Raw genomic sequence first — 18,969 nt, forward strand, 5'->3', positions numbered from 1 at the left:
GACAAATTGTGCCGGGGGCAGCGTCCTGATATTCTCGGCATCCGTCATCTTGCGCGACAACGGGCCCACCCCGCACCCCGCACCTCGCATCGTTGCGAGGCGAGCCACATTCGTCCTAACGGATTTGCATTCTAGCGGTGCCCCGCTCCACCGCCGCCCGCTCCATGCATCCCGGCATGCCAGCCGCCGCCTCCGCCACGCCCCTGCATATTGTTGAAGCCGTGGCCCATCATTCCACGTCTGCCGCCTCCGCCGCCGCCATGCATCCCGGCATGCCAGCCGCCGCCTCCTTGATTCCATCTGCCGCCATGGCCGCCCACCAGCTCAATGGCGTCTCCATCCTGCTTCGCTTGCCCGAGTGGCGCGATCAAAAGTGCCAACTGAGAACCGCGCTGGGTGGCGGGGTTCACAGCTAAGGTGTACGAGGCGTCAGCGATGGCCGCTGGCGCAGGGGTGGCCGGTAAACAGACGAGCAGTGCGCTTGCTAGAACCAGGGATTCCTTTAAGCCCATTTTGGCCTCCTTGCTGGACGACGTCGGAGCTTTCGCGGCATTCGCCGCCGGCGCGCTCTTAGTGAACATGGCGCGCGGTTGGGTGGCGTCCATTCGCCGTCGCCCTTGGTTGGCGTCTTCGGAATGGAGAGCCAGTAGTTAATCCATATTTAATTATTAAATACATCCAGCTGATATTCATCGCAACAAAAATCAAACGCGATCCGGCAATATCGTCCGCGGCGACATGACTCGCCTTGTTCCAGGCAAACCGTCCCGATCTTTGCCGGAGGCAAAGCTGCAGTTGCTCGAGGCCATCGCGTTGGCGGCCGCAGCGTCCAAACGATGGAGATCATTCTTGGTCGCTTCACCCGCTCTGCAAGCCTCCGTCGCGATCAACGCTTGGTTTCGCATCGATATTCAGCTTGCACTGCAGTTTACGATTCTCGTCTCGTGGAGCGCCACGGCTGCGGAGTTCTATAGCTAAGGGCTATAGCCGACGGCGAAATGGAAGATGCACATGCGAGGAATGTTTCGCCTTCCATAGGGTTACGATTGTAATAGAGACCCGTACTAACGAACAACTCGGGGAGCGTGAAGGAGTAGGCGAAACAGGTGGCAGCGAACCCACGCCAAAACTTGCGAGGAAGGAAGTTGAATTTGAAAGCCATCAGCACAAGACCGATGGTCGAACGACCTCCATCACGAGCTCTGGGGTTCGCATCAGGCTGTAAGAATCGGAGTCCGTGATACGATGACACGCAACCAAATTATTGAAGAGTGCAAGACCCTTGCAAGCCAAGCAATCCTCCCACTGTTTGCGCAACTTGAATGGAGGTCGGAGGCGCCTGTATTGGAGCACTGGTCTCGAACCCCTGAATGACTTGAAGGTCTGCTGCCGCTCGATCCGCTATCAGAAAGGCTTACGGAAAGAAGCAAGGGCCCGTTCAAAAGGAACCTGTCCGGATGGTCATTTTGCCAGACGATGACCTTGCTCGGTTGACTCTTGCGCGAGCAGTTCCTACAGCATGACACCAATGAACGCGGTTCAAGAGTGAACTCGTAGCTGGACCGCTGCTGCATCCAATCGCTGATGTTGTGCTTGAACGTCCCATTGCCGCATCAAAATCCAGCCGCAAACGGGTAAGGCCAGCCGAGCCTTGTGAGGTTGGTACGCGCGCGGCAGGCGGGTCCTTAAGTGCAATTATACGCTGCACCGGCCCAGTACCGATGCAGCGCTATAAGACGGCCTTGATCTACTCCCTGTCGTAGACGGCAACGCTACTGATCGGCTGACCGTTGGCACCGACGCCCTCAGTACTAACGGTAAAGGTTTTGCCCTCAGCGGATATCTCGTTTGAGCCGGTTTGAATGGGCTTATCGGCTTTGGATCGGACCCACTTCACGTGGTGATCATCGACCCGCGTGTACGTCGTTGCGTCAAACAGGGGATTGCCTGTCGTGGGGTGCGGCTTCCCATCGTAAATATGCATGAAGACAATTTTAGAGGCCTGCCCCTGTGCGTCGATCGTTTCCGCAGTATTCTGGAGATCTTGCCCAACCCGTTGAAAATTGAGGGTTTGACTTTTCGGGGGTGGGCCAGGACTAAATTTTGATTTTTCGAGGTTGAGCTTCCACGTTCCTATCAGAAGATCGCTCTGCGTCAGTCCCATCTGCGATCCTGCGCTGGTGAATGCAGCAGATAGCAGCGCCAAAGCAAGGACGGTTCGTCGGTTCATGCTGTTCCTCCTATACAATCATCAACGACCTCTGAATGCGTTTCGCCTTTAAAGACGGTGAGAAGTAGTAGCGAGTGTCACCGCCTGTCGATTTAATCTGGATCTGCGATCCGGATCAAAGGATTAGTGAGGTTCGCGCTGTTTAACGACTAGATAGATGATCTGTCCGTACGACCACTAGCGAAAGCTCGTCGAACCATATCGAGCGCGCGCCAGGGAGGAGAGAAGCTGGATAAGGCCGGGAGGACCACCTTAGGGCTGCAGCCGCGAGAGGAGACGTTGTCGATCGAGGTCGCGACGTCGCTGATCTTCGCGCATTCGTTCAAGTTCGGATTCAGCTTTGGCTGTATCCAAGTGTTGGCGTTTCAAATCAATAATTAGCGCTTCTTGCTCGGCGAGCCGTCGTTCTCCGTCGACCACATCGCGTTCAATCTGCCTGAGCTCATCAAGCAGTGCTGTCCTGTCCATCGCGCACCATGCTCCGGCCCTGTTGCGATTTACGTGTCTGAACAAGACAGAAGCACGCCGCAATGACCGCTCAACGCAGCCAACTTCTCGAACGTTCCGAGTGACCCAGATTTTCCCAAGGCTTCGGCAAGGTGTATCGCCAGCGTCAGCGACGGGCAGCGGTGCTCTTGCGTGGGCAGCCTCCCCGGAAGCGCGAGGCTGGCGAACCGCTTTCGAGTCTAGCGAGAAAATATCCTGCCCCGCCACAGGCAGTCGAATAAGCGAGAGATGTGCCCTACTTTCCAACCCGCCATACGCGGTAGCTCTCACGCGCCAAATGCACTCGGAATGGAGACTGTCGGGCGCAGCTTGTTCTCGATAGCCGCATGCCCGAGCCATATACCCACGTTCGCCTGATCTGCTCCGATGATGGCGGCTTGAACCACCGCTATGAAGTTTGCGTCTCTATCTACGTGCAGTTCGATGAGAACCCAGAACCGAGATCAATCAGCGGCCTGCCTAGCAAGGAGGAGGCGGAAAGAGCGCCAAGAAGATCGCCAGGAGCGAGCGCGATCGGCCAGGGGCGCCGGGGTGGACGTGATTTGACTAGCACACCGCGGCTGCTCCGTTTGTTGAGACACGCCCCATGAACAAAACAGCACGAAAATCATAAATTCTGTTCTGCCCGGAGAACTACAGACTCTGGGATTTTGTTCTCCGGACGGAGAACTACGGAGATTTGTTCGACGGCTCAGGATGCCAGCCTACAGGGAACGGCTGCGCCAGTACGCATAGGACCGCTAGAGCGTCATAGGAGCGGTGCAGCATCTCGCGTGTCGTCTCATCTTTGCATGGCTGCCTTACGAGCCGGGCGAGATACTCATCCAGCCATTCCCGATCTGTACGCAACACGGGCCTCTCCCACGTATGCAGCGCGAGAGGCCAACCTATGTTAGGCGATCGGGTTCCTGGCGTCTCACACGGGCTTTCCGCACCGGCACTGAAAGCCCGAAACCAAGCTTGCCTTTCCCGGCATCGAAGATCGACACGGCGAGGAGAAACGGGCCGGAGGATTTAGGACAGGCCCGAACTGTGCGCAGTTGTCAGCGCCCGGTCAGGCCCAAGCCATGCCCCGCAGCCTGCAGCGATAAACGATCATTGTCTTTCACCTACGAAAATCAGACATAGGCGGGAACGCTTCTGCGGTTGCCAAGTTATCCCGGCGCCCTTTGCCCCAAGGGTAAACCCCAAGTGAAATGGCCCCAGCTCACCGCCCCCAACCCTGCGAGCTGGGGCTTTCTTTTTAGCGTGGTCCGCCAGCACGGTTCATTACCCCGGATATATGTTAGCAATTACGCCGGTTTCATTTTCGGAACTTGCGAAAAATGTTTCGCTTTACCGATTTGTCCCGACTAGGCTCCTGCTCACCGGGGCTGGCGTCATATTTCCCCTAGAACTTTTCACCCGGATTTTTGGCACGGCGCGGGCCGCAGCGAAATGAACCTCCGCTGCGGCTTTCGTGTGTGGGCCCATATGACACTCCGGCTGCCCTTACAAGGCGCCGACCCGCTTACACATGCCTATGCAGCCCCCAAACGCTATTAGCAGAAGGCCACGGCTCCAATTCCCAACAGCATGAGAATAGCTTCCAGCATGACGAATCAATCTCCGCCCGTGCAATAGGTTACATCCGGGCGTGAATATGTCATCCAGGGGGCCGTTTGCTTGGGCAGCTAATGCGGAGCGGCGTCCACCTGCGCCACTCCGGAACATCGATCTGGGATGTAACACTTCGGTTACAGCATTTGCCGAGGAGCGTTGCTAAGCAGTTCGGGGGCAACGGAGGCGCAGCATGTCAGCCGATATCGCTCACAGACCAGAACGAGACGAAGACCACTCAAAGGTCAATTCTCAGGCGGCTCCTCATCCGTCCGGCGTGCATTTCGCGGAAGCTATCAAGGCGGAGGGGGACGCTGATCCTTACCTGCCGGGCAAATGGAGCTGGGGACCAACGAAGGCTTCGTTCGATTGGTAGATCGCCCGCACAGCATCCCGTTGCGCTTTCGTAGCGATCTGCTATCGCCGGCGCTCAGACCGAGCATCGTAGAAGATGATCGCCGCGAATGTGGCTCCCACGGCTAAGATGCCGACGCGGCCGGTATCAAAAGCCCTACCACCATACCCTGGTTAGGATTCGCAAGCGCATCACGGCGGCAATTCACGAATGATTAGCAGCGGAAATGACGGTTGATTGCGTCTATCCGCATCGACGAGTCCCTTCAGTCGTTGGAAGCGGCGTTGCGTCTATCAAGTCTTGACGCCTCCAACTTGCTCAGGAGGCGCGCCGTCGGCACACCAACTTTTGAGCCAGGCTTCCTCAGTCAGCGTCTACAAGCTTTCACCGCTCTTTCCGATGTTTGACAGTCTTGGCCGTGCTGACCGCGATGGGAGTGGAGTTGAAGGTAGCACCTAGGAGGAGCGACAAACGAACAGCCTCACTCGGGCGGATGACACAGCAGTGTATGAAGCGAGCTCCGTTCGCTACTGGTCAGGGTAAGCTTGCGCTGAAGCGAGCGGGCTAAGACGTCGGTCTCCACGGTAAAATTGGTGATGCGTGGGTCTTCCGGAACCGACCGAGTGGCCGCCGCTGCACCCCTGCCCAGCCTCCCTTCATAGCCGGGGCCGGGGACATCACTAGCCTGCTTCGAACTGATACACCGTTTCGAGTTAACGGGGTCTCTGGTTGTTCTCAGCCAGCCAGACCTTCTCTCTAAGCCTCTCTAGGTCTTCCATTGCTTTAAGCAATCTCATTAATTCGGAGACCATGTGTGCCAGAGTGGATTTGCGCAGTTTTCGGACTCGAGATTTCTGCCTCATCGTGAAACGGCTCCCTGCCAGGACCGACGGTGATGCGGCTTGAGCCGCAAGAACCATGCCAGTGAGTGCAACCGCAATTATTTGGCCGGCGTCCCTGTCCACCCATACGACTGGCGTGCGATCTGGCCAGTGACGTCGTCCCTCTCGTCAGAGAGACGCCAGGCCGCCACTCCGAAGCACACATTTAAAATTACTGCTGTGTTAACAGTAGCATCGATAGAAACTGACCCACACCTATACCCCGCAAATCGACGTATGAGGGAGGGCCATGAAACGTTGATTCGGAAAATACAGATCCGTTGACCTAAAGGCAGGGCATCCCCAACAAGAGCCAGTCCGGATTTATCCCGCGTGCAGTTTCTCCATTTCGGCCGCGTGAGCCACATCTGCTCGAACAGCGGAATACTGATCGATTGCTACGAAAGGCACCCGGCTATGAACTCACATTCGAGACGGGCCGCGGCCTAGGGGCAAAGTGCAGGTGGGAACGTTGGGTGCGGGCGCGAACCGCACTGATAACGTTGCGGACCTCGCATCCCGCGATGCTGAAAGGGCGGTCGAAATGAACGAGGAAAAGCCGATCACTGCGAGCGCTATGAACACAACTCCGGAAAATACGCTGGTCATTTGAACCTCCCTCACTCGCCTCAGCATCGGACGGAAGTGTTTCAGTATTGCTTCGCTTTGGCGCCAATCGGGCTTCGTACACACAACCGTGTACTGCGGAGTGGTGTCTTGCTATGGCTACCCATAGGCTCCTGCAGGGGCCATCTAGGAGTGAGCTAGCAGCCCAGAAAATCTACATCTCGGATGGTTGCACCGGCACAACGGGCAATTTGATTACTGGACTTTCTGTCCGAGATCTTTCAGCACCGCGTGAAGAAAATCGCTGGCATGGTCGTATTGCGCCTTGCCGCTTGTGACCTGGTGGGCTTGCGGCTCCATTATCCGGCCCACGGTTTCGGGGCCCAGAAGTTCAACTCTGTCCGACCACTGCTGCAGTAGACGATCGGGAATGTCTTTCACGGATCCGAACAGCCTGAGCAGGCACTGTTCGCCTGCTGACTCATGGTCGTGATGAGCCTTCGCTGCATAAAATGCGAATAACCCGCGGAATGCCTCACGGGAAACGACAGGTTTTCCCATCGCAATATCCCTGAAAATAAAATCCCAATAAGATCTAGTTTGCCGACCTTGCACGGAAAAAACTAGCAAATAATGACTCCCGTTCACCTAGGTCAATGCTCGTAACCTACTCAGTCCTAAGCCAGGAGCGCCATTATATCGGTTGCCCTCGACGGTCCTGTCGAGACCTTGTCGCGACCAGAATATTTAGTTCATCTATTTAAAACGAGGGTGTGGCTAGCTCAAACTGGTTCAGACTCCGGTGATTGCCGCTGCTTAGCCGGCGCAGGTGGCCCCGGAGCGCGAAGACCAAGAGCCCACTTGTGCAGGCAGGCGGCCGAGAAGCTGGGAGCGCGATATCCGAGCTTCGCGTCTCGTGTGGTGTGTCGCACGTTCTTCGTGCGTTTCGACGCGCAATAGAGCGCCGCCGATCAGCATTCGAAACCCTTGCGAAGCCTAAACTGAAAACCGTTTCTGGTAAGCGCGCGAATGGAACTCAAAAGCTCGCGATTTAATGACAAATTTGATTATAATATGTAATCATGATGACTCCATCGCAAAATTGAAAAATATGCTTGGAGAAAATGGGAGGTTGCAATGGAAGCTGCTCGCCGCTTTCGCGCCATGGCATTGCTTTGTCGACAGACTGCCGCGCTTCAACCGGGCAGGAGCTGGCAGCTGCTTGCAGAGGCAGAGTACCTGGGAGCATCTGGCGGCTGCGGCTTTTGCTCATTGAGCCTCAGTCGAGTGATTGTTCGTGTTTCTCTTTTTTCGGCGACTTTTTAGTTCAGTTCATTTTCCGAGGCATGTGATGTTGCGTACCCAGACCTATACTTGTGCCGTTCTGAGAGCGCGGCTGCAGGCGCTTGTGACGGAGCTTAGAGAGGTGGAGAAGCTCCGAAGTAAGCTCCGACATGTAGAAGCGAGAGCAATCGGCCGAAGACGTCGGATCAGGGCGGACGGCAAAGCGAGAGCCCCTTAGGCTCGAGACTCGCCTGGTCCGAAGCTTAATATTCGAATCCCCAATTAAGTGGGGAGGTCGCCGTTCGTCCCGCGGGGGAATAACCTCCGCGAGTATGTATCTGCGACGCAAGGCCCGCCAGCCACGGCGACGTCCCTCGCTATTCTTAGAACACTCAGCGGCGAAGCCCGGGCCTCTATTCAGAATTGCGGGCTCGCCCCAGAGTCTCATTCGTTGCACTTCGGAACACTGCAACAAGTCGATCGCGTTCCCAAAGCTCCACGTCGTGCTGGCCGTTCATCTGCTGGGCTCGACGTCTCGCCGCTTGCTCGTCAATGCAATCGAGCTTTGCAGCGCAGATCACTCGCCGATTCCCGTCCACCATGAACACTTTGTACCGCACGATGGCAGTCCCGAACACAAGAGAGGACCGCATCATAATCGAATGTTGGGCTGAGGCAGTATGAGATGAAGTGCGGGCGCGAGGAACATTATAAGTGTTGCAATCCGGGAGTTTCAGCGCGTCAGAAACTCACCGAGCCTTTGGGTGGTCTGCCAGCATGTTTTCAGTGGCGAGATCTCACCGCGTGCCGAAGTGCCCGAGTCGCGCTTAGGATCGAGAAGCCTCCAAGCATCATCAATGCCGCACCGAGCAAGGTAACCGCCCGGCTGCGCACCTCGCCCGGCGCCTGTTCGTCGCGCGCAGCCGTCGGCATAACAAAAGATAAGTCGCCTCGCGCGGCAGCGGAAAGCTTCTCAACCTCAGCTTGGGACGGCGCGGAATGCTGGGCCCTGAGCTGGCCGCTGGGAAGATCAGAGAGGGGGGCCGCCGTAATTGGGGTCGATGTGCCTGAATCGAACACAGAAGCAGAATCAGCCACCTTCATTTCGCGTGCCGGCGGCATCGGTTGAGGCTCGTCAGCCTTCGCAGAGCTTGATAACTCCGCGCGCGCATCGCTTACAGGGCTCCGCCTTTGCCGCATGGTCTCGTCCTCGTCGGGCCTGACGGTGCGGTTAGCGATGCGACGATGACCCGGTTGTCGCGCCGTCGCGACTCCCTCGGCCAAGAACCAGCATTTGCTGCGGCCTTCCCGCCGATACACCCAGCGCTGGTTGGTGCCGGGCGGGTTGCCGGGCTGTGCCAAGCATTCCGGTCGCGCTGACGAGCTGGTAGCAGGTTCGCGAGGTGCAGGATGAAACAAGTCAGTAAACGGGGCGGAGAGCGCAGGTGTCGCCGCAAGATCTCCAAGAAGAACCAAGCTGGCGAAACGACATCGCAAATGACCGGACATCGAAGACTCTCGGTGATGTGCCCCACCCGAGACTTCGCGGCGATATTGGCCCCGATACGACTAAAATCCGGCAGGGCAATGAATTAAATGTGTTGCTGGTCAGTGGAATTAAATACTTATCCAACTCGCGTCGGTTGCATCAGAGTTAGCTCAATTGGCCAAGTTGGGACGAAGCTGACGAGCGAGTTTCTTGGATAATCTCGCTCTGGTTGCGGCGAGCGAGTGTTTGCGTCGATGATCAAATTAAATGCCTGCCACGATATTACCGCTGTCATGCCATTCTCCCCGCCGCATCCCGCATTTAAATGTGGATTGTGCGATTATCATCGGTCTGATGCCTTGCCTGCTTCTTCATCTCAGACTTTTGTGCCTAGGCTTTCGTCCCTAACCTCGGATCTCGCCATGGACACCGCGCATTTCAATTCGCTCTCCCTTGATGAGCTCTGGATGTTTCACCAGCAGGTCACTGCCAGCCTTACTCAGAAACTCTTGGTGAAGAAAGCACATTTGGAGGAACGACTTCACAGGATTGGGCTGGCCGAGAATGCTACACGGTTCGATCGTAAACGCCGTCCATACCCGCCCGTTCGTCCCAAATACCGCAATCCCAAGAACCCATCGGAGACATGGTCCGGTCGTGGCAGGCTGCCGCGGTGGCTGCAGCCCCAGCTCCGAGGCGGTCGGAAGTTAGACGACTTCCTGATCGAGCGGGCTTCAGTGCAAAAGCGCTAGGCGAATTCAACGGCGATTGCGTCATCTGGAATGAGAATGCCGGCGACGGCTGTGATCCATCCTGCGGCTGGGATCATTGCTTCACAGCATCATCGAATTCCGGTCTAGAACCGTGCTTAAAGGGAAATGAACATCTTTCTAAGCTGGACCGCGCGGTCTTCTGTGGCCGCCATAAAGAGACCGCGTTCGGGTTTGATGCGGAAATTCGACCGAACCGTTGAGCTGTAACGTTCGGCCGCGCGACACATTGGCGGGGCAGACCGACAATCGCTCGATGCTATTTCTTCAGTAACACCCCCAACTTCCGGGCCATTCGCCTCACGGACCCCGCGTAGCGGCCGAGTTCGGCCGCGATCCTGCCGGCGCCGACTCCCTGCCGGGCAAGCCTTACCAATCGTTGGGCCTCCTCTTTGCTTCGGCTTCGGTGTTTTCATGCTGCGAGCACTCGGCTCGAACCAGTAAACCAGCGAGCTTAATGGTCGACACTTGGGAAATTTACGGGTGGCCAGCCCTTTAAGAAGAGGTGCAATGCTCTAGCAGAGCTGGCGCCGCGAGTTCTCCAAGATCTCATTCCGCTTAGGGCGGCTACACCGGATCTGCTTGGATCGTCTCAAGACTGGGGCCAGTGGTCTGGCGGAAGCAGCCGCAGGCTCGTGAACGGGGTTCGCTGCCGACACGAGCTTCACGATGCTGATCTCGGCAGGATCGGCTGCCTCGAGCCGCATCTAGTGGGCGACCTCAACCGAAATGGGCATCCGCCTTCAAAAGAGTGGTCTTGGAAAAAGCCTGGTCGTGGCCCAGCTGTGCTGACGAGTCAGCATATGCCGCTCGTCTCGGCGAACTAGGTCAATTACCGGTGGAGAAGTGCGTGGCTCGAGGACGAGCGTGTGTCGCAACAAAAGGAACTGGATTGCGGCGTGGGGGTTAATGCAAATTTGGCGAAGGAGATCGTCAGATGCCCGCCAAGCCGCAATTAATTGCCGCCATCGTCGCAAGCTCAATTCTGGTGGTCCCCGCGTTAGACGGCATGGCTAATGCCGGGTCCGGGGGCGCAGGCACCGGGACAGGCCCGAGTAGCGCCAGCGCTGGCCCGTCGGCACCCTCTGGAATGGGGACGGGTGCAGGTAACGCTGGTTCGTCAGCAACTCCGGGAATGGGAACGAAAGATACGGTCACCAGCGGAAATCCAGGCATCAACGCCGAGCCGAGCAATTCGAACGTTCAGCCCGCCACGCGGGCGAGGTCGCGGGCGGCAGCCCAGGCTGCACGAAATGCAGGGGCTGGCCACGCGCAAAATGGCCTGCCGGTCGGTGCGGTCGGGAGCGGCACGAGCAAGGAGGATCAAATGGCCATTGGCCTAGCGTCTTCCCGAAATAGATCCGGGCCGGCAACACAGGCCCAAGGAAACACCGTTGGTACAGAAGGTCTCTCAGGGAGAGGCACGAGCCTTTCGGACCAGATCAGCCTTCCGCGCGCTGCACGAGCTGGAGACAAGGTGCTGGACGCCAAGGCGCAGGTCGGGCGACGGACGACTGTCTCCCCCCGACGCGTTCCGGGTCAGGCAAAATTGGGTTTGTAGGGGGAGGCAAGCCCCTCTCGCGGTGCTTTCAGACCACAAGCAGGTGGCGAGGTGAACGCTGCCGGTTGCCTGCTAACGCTGCGCAGAAATTACCTGTTCCGAGATCGCATGCTTTGGTTGCAGCAGGCTTGAATGTTCAGGACATTCATGCGGAGCCCGCTCGTCGATCGCCGCAATTACCTTCGCGGAAGATCAACACCGTCTGGCTGCCCCTTGCGTTCAGCTACATTGGCAAGATCGACCATCTTTGAACGGCGGAAGTTGTTGACCTCCTTTAGCAGCATTAGGCGCCGAAGCTGTGCTCCATTTAGGAGCGATTCAAACAGCACGAGGATCTCGCGCGCCTGAACGTAAACCTCCATGCTGATCGCATGTTGATCGAAGCCATACGATCGAAGACGGTCTTCGATATCGAGCGCAGCCGAAGCATCCAATTGCCAATCCAGCGCGTTATGGATGGTGTAAATTTCGGCAACATCCTGGAAATCCGGGGCAATGCCCGCCACATCGATGCGGCGCAGCGTCATCTCGATCGCTTTTTGGCGGTAGGTGCTCAGTAGACGATGCCGCAGCACTCGATAGCGTTGCATCTCCCAGGAGAGTTCAGCAATATCGATCGCAAGCAGCCATTCAATAGCGGACTGAGGACCGATGTCCCGGAAGATTGCGGCTCGGACCGCATGATATTGATTTATGTTCTCTCCGGGCAGAAGCTGAGGCGATGGACACAGCGCCTCAAACTCAGACGGCACGAGACTCCCCGAGTGCGGTTGATTCAAGCTGACAGGGGCATTCATTGATCTCGTGCCTCCGATCCCAGACGTGAGGTCGTTGCGGCGATATTTGCGCCGTTCGTCAGCTGGACGGGACTGGCATTCCAAAGCTCTTTCGCGATCGGCAGAGGCGAAATATGCAGATTGGTCCACCACGCTCTTTCGTTTCCATGTCGGTGCAGGGATTGGTGATGCGATCGGCAAAGCGGCACGGTGAACTCGTCGCTGACCTTTCGTCCCAATGTTCTTGGTTGAGCAAACTTCAGGTGATGCGCATCCGCGGGGGTCTTTTGGCAGACGAGACAACCCTGGCTGCGGATGAAGGCGAGGTGGTCCTTGCTCCGTTTCCGAGGCGGCTCTTTCGGAAAGGCAAGGCCGACCTGCGCTCCGGACGATGAGTTGGCGGGCTTCTCAACGCCGCCGGAGGTGTGCGACGGAATGTCCTCAGACAAGGGCTGTCTGACCGCTAGCACCGGGCGCCGGTCCGCCATATCGATAGCGGGAAGGGCGGTTTGCTCGATCCTCGTCTGGTAGGCGGCCTCAAGAACGCGGGCGTCCGCCTCCAGAAGAGTGTTTTTGAGCGGGAGGCTGATCTTGGCCCAGGCGAGCAGGTCCTCGCCGCCTTCCTGAAGGGCAAGCTCGCCCAAGAGCCGATCCAATAGCTCAGCGGAGCGATCAGGCGGCAAGACAGGAGAGCGATTCAATACGCCTTTGGGCGGCTTGCCTTTTGGCCCTGGCGCGGTCTGCGGCTCGGCGGCGGCGGGAGGGCCTGTCATGAGGTCCGGGGCGTCCAGATCGTCTTCTCCGGCTATTCCAACCAGGGCAAACAGCGCATAGCGGCGGGCGTAGGTCAGCGCCGCTCCCATCCGATGCGGCGCTTCGACCTCTTTGGAGGCGCAGACCGGAAGGTCCGAGGAGATCCACTCCCCCGAAGCGTGGGCGAGCAGGGTGGTGAGGTGGATCTGGCCGGTTGGCTGTTCGATCCGGGTGGTCTGGATCGTGGCGATCTCCTGCTGGCTCAGCGTCTTGCGCACGATGTCCAGGCCGCTCGCGAGGGAGGCGTAGCGGAAAGTCCGGTCTTCCTCCCGCGGAAAGGGCGACCTGATGACGGCCGTCAGAGTCTTCTCGGGATTCATCAGCTCTGCTTGGGCCCGGGCAAGAGCGGCTGCGATAGTCCCGATGCGCTCACTGGACTGGTGCATGGGAGCTCTCCGCCGACTGGGCATCGAAGCTGATGGCGCCCGACTTCGACCGTTTGGCTTTGATACCGTGGCCGGCCGCTTCCTTCGCATCCTCCGGCATCAGCTTTTTCAGATCCGCCTTGGCGGTCTCGTGCTCACTGTGGGCCTCTCGCGTCCGCAGGTAGGTCGCCGCCAGTTCCGCCCATTGGTTGGAGGTGGACATATCGATGACCTTGACAGCCTCAAGCCTCGGGCGCGGCGTCTCGATATTGAACAAGACGGGTGGATCGCCGCTTTGGACGCAGCGCCAGAACTTCTTCTCGGCGGTGAGCAGCAGATGTTGATAGAGCGGGTCGGCGTGGACTTTGATCTCGACCCATTTGCCGCCGCCCGTGATGATGGAGAGAATGGCGCTGCGGGATGCAGTGACCCACATGTTGTGCTGCAGCTGTGCCATGTGCTTGTCGGCCGCAGCCTCCTCGGTGAAGGCCCATGGCAGCATGAATTTGGCCTCGAAGACGGCGCCGGTTTGTTCGACAGTCCCGTCCAGCGTCGCCGCCATCCATTTGTGAACGGGATGGCGAACACGCTTCTGGATGTCCTTGACGGTGTGACCGCTTGCTCGTTGATACCAGGCGCGATTCAAGACTTCAGTTACGGTCCCGAGCTGTACGATCAGATTGTCCGAAAGGTCTTGCGGCTCCGCTTCGCCTCGCTTTTCACGCCAAAGGCGAATGAGGCTTTCTTGATCATCCCCCATGATGATGCGGGCGTCCGAGCCGCCGATGAAATGCCGCCGGTCGTTCGGGTTGAACCTGATGATTGGATGCTGCGGCCCAACTTGGCCGTCACTCGGTACGCTACGCACGGGTATCTCCTGCTCCAGAACAGCGGCGCTCTTCGCCGCACTGCCTGAAGCCCCGCGTCCGCGAGGTGAGATACCGGGGCCGCCATCGGGCTCCGGCCAACTCAGTAACGCTCCGATTGCAGGGAAATGCCAGTCCTTTCTGCAGCAATCTTGTTGCTCACGTCGGCGCGAGATCATTGCCAATGAGCGGTAAAGGGAAAGCCTCCAGACGAACGGACCGCGTGGGACTCGATCTCGCCCGAAATTGACAAATCAAAGCCAAACGAGCGAGGGGCAAGTATAGAAGAGCGGGGCGGCGCCTATGGTCTTCAAATGCTCTAAGCCGCGTTCGGACGATTCTCTCCCGAATGCACGGGTAGTAGCGAACGTCCTCCGATCGTCACGTTTCTTGATCTGAGGCTTGAAGTCATATGCAATTCGAGCGAGGTGTCGGCAAAGAGAGCGGCACCTGAGTAGAAGCCGGCATGGCCTCAAACCGAAAAATCATGACGAACCGATTGAACGCCAAGCGAAGCACGGGCCCGAAGACTGAAGCGGGTAGGGCGCGGTCGAGCCGCAACGCCCGACAACACGGGCTCTCGCGCCTTAACCTTGATGACAATGCCGGCTCTGACGCAGCTGCTGGCGTAATCACGGTGAGCTTTGCGCAGCCGCGGGATGCCTCGACCGTGCATGCCCTTGTTCGCGCCAGTATGTGGCTGGCCCACATCCGAGACGCCCGCCATGGCATGCTCGCTGCGTTGCTAGATTGCCCGAACCCAAAACAACTGAAGCGTCTTACCGGCCTTGAGCGCTATGAAAGGTCCGCCCGTGCTGCACAAAGACGTGTCTTGAGACGTTGGCTGAATGCGGAGTAGCAACGCTAAAAGCGCGGCTAGCCTCCTCGCGCATGTCCCGGGCAGCGGTAGGCGGCAGTGAAGCACCTTGCCTTAATCAATCGCTCGGCATTCGAGCGAGGAGCGTGGCGGCATCGTGAAGTCGGCCGGCCTCGCAGATCAGCTGCTCAATGTCCGTCGATATTTCGGGGCGCTTCGGTCACGTCGCCTGTCTCCGCACATGCCTGCGCGGCTGTCGCGGTTTGCTGCGCCTCTTTCAATTTGACAGGGACTTCCGCAAGGCATGCCTTGATCGTTGGTTTGATGATTTGCGCTTCCATCGCCGATCATGCTCCGCTGAAGGATTTGGATGGCGGAATGCACTCCAGTCGACACAGAAGTCCAGCTATTTTCGAGCAATCTTGCGGCCCATCGTGAGCGCATCGGAGTACATCGTGAACTAAAGAGACTCTGGCGCTTCTCAAGTCACGGGGCTCGAGGTGTGCGAGCGTGTCATGGCCGTACTCGACCCCGGAAGGGCGACGATGCCCACTTTGGCCGTGACACTGGCCGGCCTGGTCTCCACATTTTGTTAGTATGGGCCACCAGCGGAAATGCCGAATGAGCAGTCGCTCTGTTGCTCAAGCCGCATTGCGCAATCGGACCAGGGACACGCTTCCGTCAAGGCAGCCGGCAGAGGTGGCGCCGGATCATCTGTGGCCACTACAAAAGCCCCAGCTCCAGGGCGGCCTTGAGCTGGGGCCTGATCCAGCTGGCCGGGGGGCCAAGACAGCTTGATCAGACTTCGCCGAAGAGCATGCGAACCTAGCCCATCGGCCAATCGGTCCACGCCCGCGGTCGAACTAGTAGAACCTCAACGGCCCCTGTCGTCCTTGCCGTTAGGACTGCCGTCTCCGCCACCATTGCCCCAACCATTGTTGCCGCGATGGTGCACCAAGCCGCCGCCGGAATTGGCGATGGCTGTGCTGGTCAGAGAGGTCGAAAGCAAGGCTGTGATCGTGGGTGGCGTCACCACCGCGAACTTTCCGCAGGTCTTCAGAAATTCGCGACGGTCGTCGTCTTGGTCGGGCATGGCGTGCTCCGCGCTGGCTGAAGAATTAAAGCGTCTGAATCAAATTAAATCAAATTAAATAAGTTCACTAATGGCGTGATCACGAAAATGCGACCCGAGGCAAGTTAGGTAGCGCGTCCAGTCGGTATCATTGGAAGCCTCCCGCGCCGCCTTCCGGGCACGTGAGTGACGACATGTCCGTTGACGTGTTGGCCGTAGCTTGGTTGGCTCGACTGCCCATCGAGCCGGAAAGATCGAGACGATTCTGGCATTGCAGGTTGGCATGCTGTGATTCGCTGCCGATGCGGCGGCATGAAAGCGATCGTGGGGCCGAAAGCTCGGCGCGCGTGCTCTATCCCCCGCTTTGAACGCATTTCCGGCTGCAGCTCGCCAGCCTTCAGCGAGCGGCAGAGGGAGCGCTGATCTTTTACGAGCTGCCGGTTCAATCCGATCATCGGGTAGGCGGGATATGCGTCAGCTTCCTGTTGCCAAGTACCGGCTCGCCTGGTGCTCGGTCCAGTGGCGGATGTGGCCTTGCGAGGCCCGTCGTACCCGGCCGCGTCTCGTTGCTCGCCGTCCTTGTGTCGACCCCATCGAGTGTCGTGACGAACGCCGCGAGGATCGTGACGATTACCGCCATAGCGAAAAGTACGACTGAAGTGCGGTGGCTATTCCACTCTTTACTCATGAGGGGCCTCCACAGCTACCGAAACGTAATACGGCTTCGATTGTTCCCCGCGCCTCAGCGGCGGGATGAGCTACGGTCAGGCGGGATCAGGGCAGCAGAGGATTACTCGATAACCACGTAGCCCTGAGGCGGGCACGACGCTGGAAATGTGTGTCGGGTGCGCGGGTAGCCGTGAGCGTCGGCTCAGACCAACAAACCCTCCTGATGTGGCGCGAAGATAAAATCCTGAGGTCTGAGGGCTTGCTCGCTATGCACCACCACGTCGTTTCCCAGACCGAACGTGATCGTGCTCTCCTGTGTTACAGGATCAAACAGCGAGTACTCAGATCACTGAAGTCCTCTATGTGAAGCGCGGAGACATCGATGTGATCGGCTCCCAAATTCGAGAGCCCCTGCCCGAAATCCTCGACCTTGTCGTGGCCGTTGTCGAAATTGAATACAAACGTGTCGTTGCCACCTTTGGCCAAGCCAAGCATCATCTGGGCATCGCCCCAGATATCATCATTTCCGGTGCCGCTTACTAGTTTATCGTCGCCGCCGCATGCGTGGTCGGACATGGATCGGGCATCGCCGACGAGAATGGTCTCGTAGCTGCCCGCCGGATGCGGATTCGGATCACCGCCACCAACCAGCGTGTCATTACCGCCGTCGGCGTGGCCGAACATGGCCGACGCATCCCCATACGCCTGATTGACCAGCCCGGGGAATACGTTGCCACCGATATAGATGTCGTGGCCGCCAACAGCTCGATCACCCATATTGCCACCGGCATCGCCATAAAAGATATTTTGGTCTTGCGTGCCTGAGGCCTGGAAAATGTCGTCGCCGCCGTGGGCACGGTCGGACATATCGCCTGCGGCGTCGCCATAGAATGTACTTCCCCCTAGGCCGGTCTTGTTGAAGGTGTCATCCCCGCCTCGGGCGGAACCGGACATGTTCCCGCCAGCGTCGCCGGCGAAGACATTTCGATCGGTCAGGGTTACATCGCTTGAGTCATTGAAGGTGTCATTCCCACCGGCGGCGAAGGCGGACATGTTTCCACCGGCATCGCCAAAGACAAAATTGAACGGATTGGCTCCGCTCACGGCGAAGCTGTCGTTGGCGCCAGCCGCACGACCAGCCATGTCGCCGCCGGCATCGCCATAGAGATAACTGTTGTACTCAGACCCGCTCACAGTGAAGCCGTCATCGCCGCCACGGCTAAGCCCGAGCAAGCTACCGCCCGTGTCGCCAAAGAACACTACATTACTGTCCGGTCCGACGTGGCCGACGAACGTGTCGTTGCCCCCCGCCGCCCAATTGATTAAGTTGCCGCCGGCGTCTCCGTATACGGTGACGGTCTGATGCCCACCACCAGAAACGCTAAAATGGTCGTCGCCACCACGGGCGTGACCGGACAAGACTCCGCCGGCATCGCCGTAGGCATTCACCTTCACCCCGGGTGTAAAGGTCGGGGGCAGTTCGAGATTAAGGGTGTCATCGCCGGCAATAGCCCAAGCCGAGATATCACCGCCAGCATCGCCGTACATATTCAGGATGAAAGCCTCGCCAATGGTGACAATAGACGCGAGCACCTGCGCTGACAACGTATCGTCGCCGCCCCGTGCATGATCGGAAATATTACCGCCTGCGTCGCCGAACAGATTTCCTGCGCCGGAAGTTACCAACGTGTCGTTACCGCCAATTGCGTGGTCGAGTAAGTTCAAACCCGCGTCCCCGAATAATAGGTTCATCGGTTCAGAACCAATCAGAGTTTGGCTTCCGCCATGCTGTCGTCCCGTGAGCGACCCAGTCGTATCGCCGAATAAAACCGCCATGGCCCCCTCCGTTTTTTATGGTTCACGTTAAGATGCGCGGTGAACATCTACAACGTTTCGTTGCCGTATATAAATCACGTTTTAAATCAAGGAAATTAATATTTTAAATCGATGTTCTGAGGAGTTTAGCGACGAGCCTGCTAATTTGACGATGCGGCCTGAACGGCCGCAGCACTTCTCAGCTCTGCCGCGGCCTTAGGAGGAATCTCGTCCCCGTCCCATCTCAGCCCGGCGTCGTGCGTAACGCAGAGAATCGCAGCCGTCCCGCCGCTAGCCCGCGATTGCTCGTCACAGTTCGGTTCGTGCAGGGGCCGATTGGATGGTCATGGCATCGCGAATATGCAATCGCGCTGCGGCCCGTAGCGTCTCAGAGCCGAGGAGGGAGCGATGCGCCTTGTTTTGCCCTATGTGGGAATCGGCATCTGCTTTTGTGTCGTGCTCTGGTTTGCATCGAGGCTTGTCCTCTAGGGCGGCATTCTGCCCGTTGGGGCGCCTCAACACACCCGTTTGCC

At 58.1% G+C, this 18,969-nt stretch carries 11 protein-coding genes; 1 reads left to right on the plus strand and 10 read right to left on the minus strand.

The features are described from left to right. Window positions 1–131: 131 nt before the first annotated feature. From ML401_RS07910 to ML401_RS07925, 4 genes are all read right to left on the minus strand, one after another. Window positions 132–605, minus strand: coding sequence for a hypothetical protein (locus ML401_RS07910; RefSeq protein WP_285811228.1), 474 nt, complete (start codon window positions 603–605; stop codon window positions 132–134). Window positions 606–1,747: 1,142 nt separating this feature from the next. After that, window positions 1,748–2,230: a hypothetical protein gene (locus tag ML401_RS07915; RefSeq protein WP_285811229.1), complete on the minus strand. Its 483-nt coding sequence runs from the start codon at window positions 2,228–2,230 to the stop codon at window positions 1,748–1,750. Window positions 2,231–2,482: 252 nt separating this feature from the next. After that, a complete protein-coding gene (locus tag ML401_RS07920; RefSeq protein ID WP_285811231.1) occupies window positions 2,483–2,698 on the minus strand; it encodes a hypothetical protein in 216 nt (71 codons plus the stop codon). Between the two features lie 3,696 nt (window positions 2,699–6,394). After that, the gene (locus ML401_RS07925; RefSeq protein WP_285811233.1) at window positions 6,395–6,700 is read right to left on the minus strand and encodes a hypothetical protein; all 306 of its coding nucleotides are present in this window, start codon (window positions 6,698–6,700) and stop codon (window positions 6,395–6,397) included. A 2,679-nt stretch (window positions 6,701–9,379) separates the two neighbouring features. On the opposite strand from ML401_RS07925, the gene ML401_RS07930 reads away from it, so the two are divergent. Next, window positions 9,380–9,664: an H-NS family nucleoid-associated regulatory protein gene (locus ML401_RS07930; protein WP_376717368.1), complete on the plus strand. Its 285-nt coding sequence runs from the start codon at window positions 9,380–9,382 to the stop codon at window positions 9,662–9,664. 1,755 nt (window positions 9,665–11,419) lie between these two features. Here the strand turns inward: ML401_RS07930 and ML401_RS07935 are convergent. The 6 genes from ML401_RS07935 to ML401_RS07960 form a co-directional block, all read right to left on the minus strand. Continuing rightward, window positions 11,420–12,040, minus strand: coding sequence for a hypothetical protein (locus ML401_RS07935; protein ID WP_285811235.1), 621 nt, complete (start codon window positions 12,038–12,040; stop codon window positions 11,420–11,422). Continuing rightward, window positions 12,037–13,218 (minus strand): ERF family protein, encoded by a 1,182-nt coding sequence (locus tag ML401_RS07940; protein WP_285811237.1) that lies wholly within the window; start codon window positions 13,216–13,218, stop codon window positions 12,037–12,039. The genes ML401_RS07935 and ML401_RS07940 overlap by 4 nt, the downstream gene beginning before the upstream one ends. Further along, window positions 13,202–14,065 carry a YqaJ viral recombinase family protein gene (locus ML401_RS07945; protein WP_285811238.1) on the minus strand — a complete coding sequence of 288 codons (864 nt, stop codon included), beginning with the start codon at window positions 14,063–14,065 and terminating at the stop codon, window positions 13,202–13,204. The genes ML401_RS07940 and ML401_RS07945 overlap by 17 nt, the downstream gene beginning before the upstream one ends. A gap of 1,003 nt (window positions 14,066–15,068) precedes the next feature. Continuing rightward, a complete protein-coding gene (locus ML401_RS07950; protein WP_285811241.1) occupies window positions 15,069–15,221 on the minus strand; it encodes a hypothetical protein in 153 nt (50 codons plus the stop codon). A gap of 533 nt (window positions 15,222–15,754) precedes the next feature. Then, on the minus strand, window positions 15,755–15,973 hold the full coding sequence (locus ML401_RS07955) for a hypothetical protein (RefSeq protein ID WP_285811243.1): 219 nt from the start codon (window positions 15,971–15,973) through the stop codon (window positions 15,755–15,757). A gap of 966 nt (window positions 15,974–16,939) precedes the next feature. Continuing rightward, window positions 16,940–18,457, minus strand: a complete 1,518-nt coding sequence (locus tag ML401_RS07960) for a hypothetical protein (protein WP_285811245.1) — start codon at window positions 18,455–18,457, stop codon at window positions 16,940–16,942. Window positions 18,458–18,969: the final 512 nt, after the last annotated feature.

Origin of the sequence: Bradyrhizobium sp. 62B (genome assembly GCF_030272265.2) — a bacterium.
Taxonomy (GTDB): domain Bacteria; phylum Pseudomonadota; class Alphaproteobacteria; order Rhizobiales; family Xanthobacteraceae; genus Bradyrhizobium.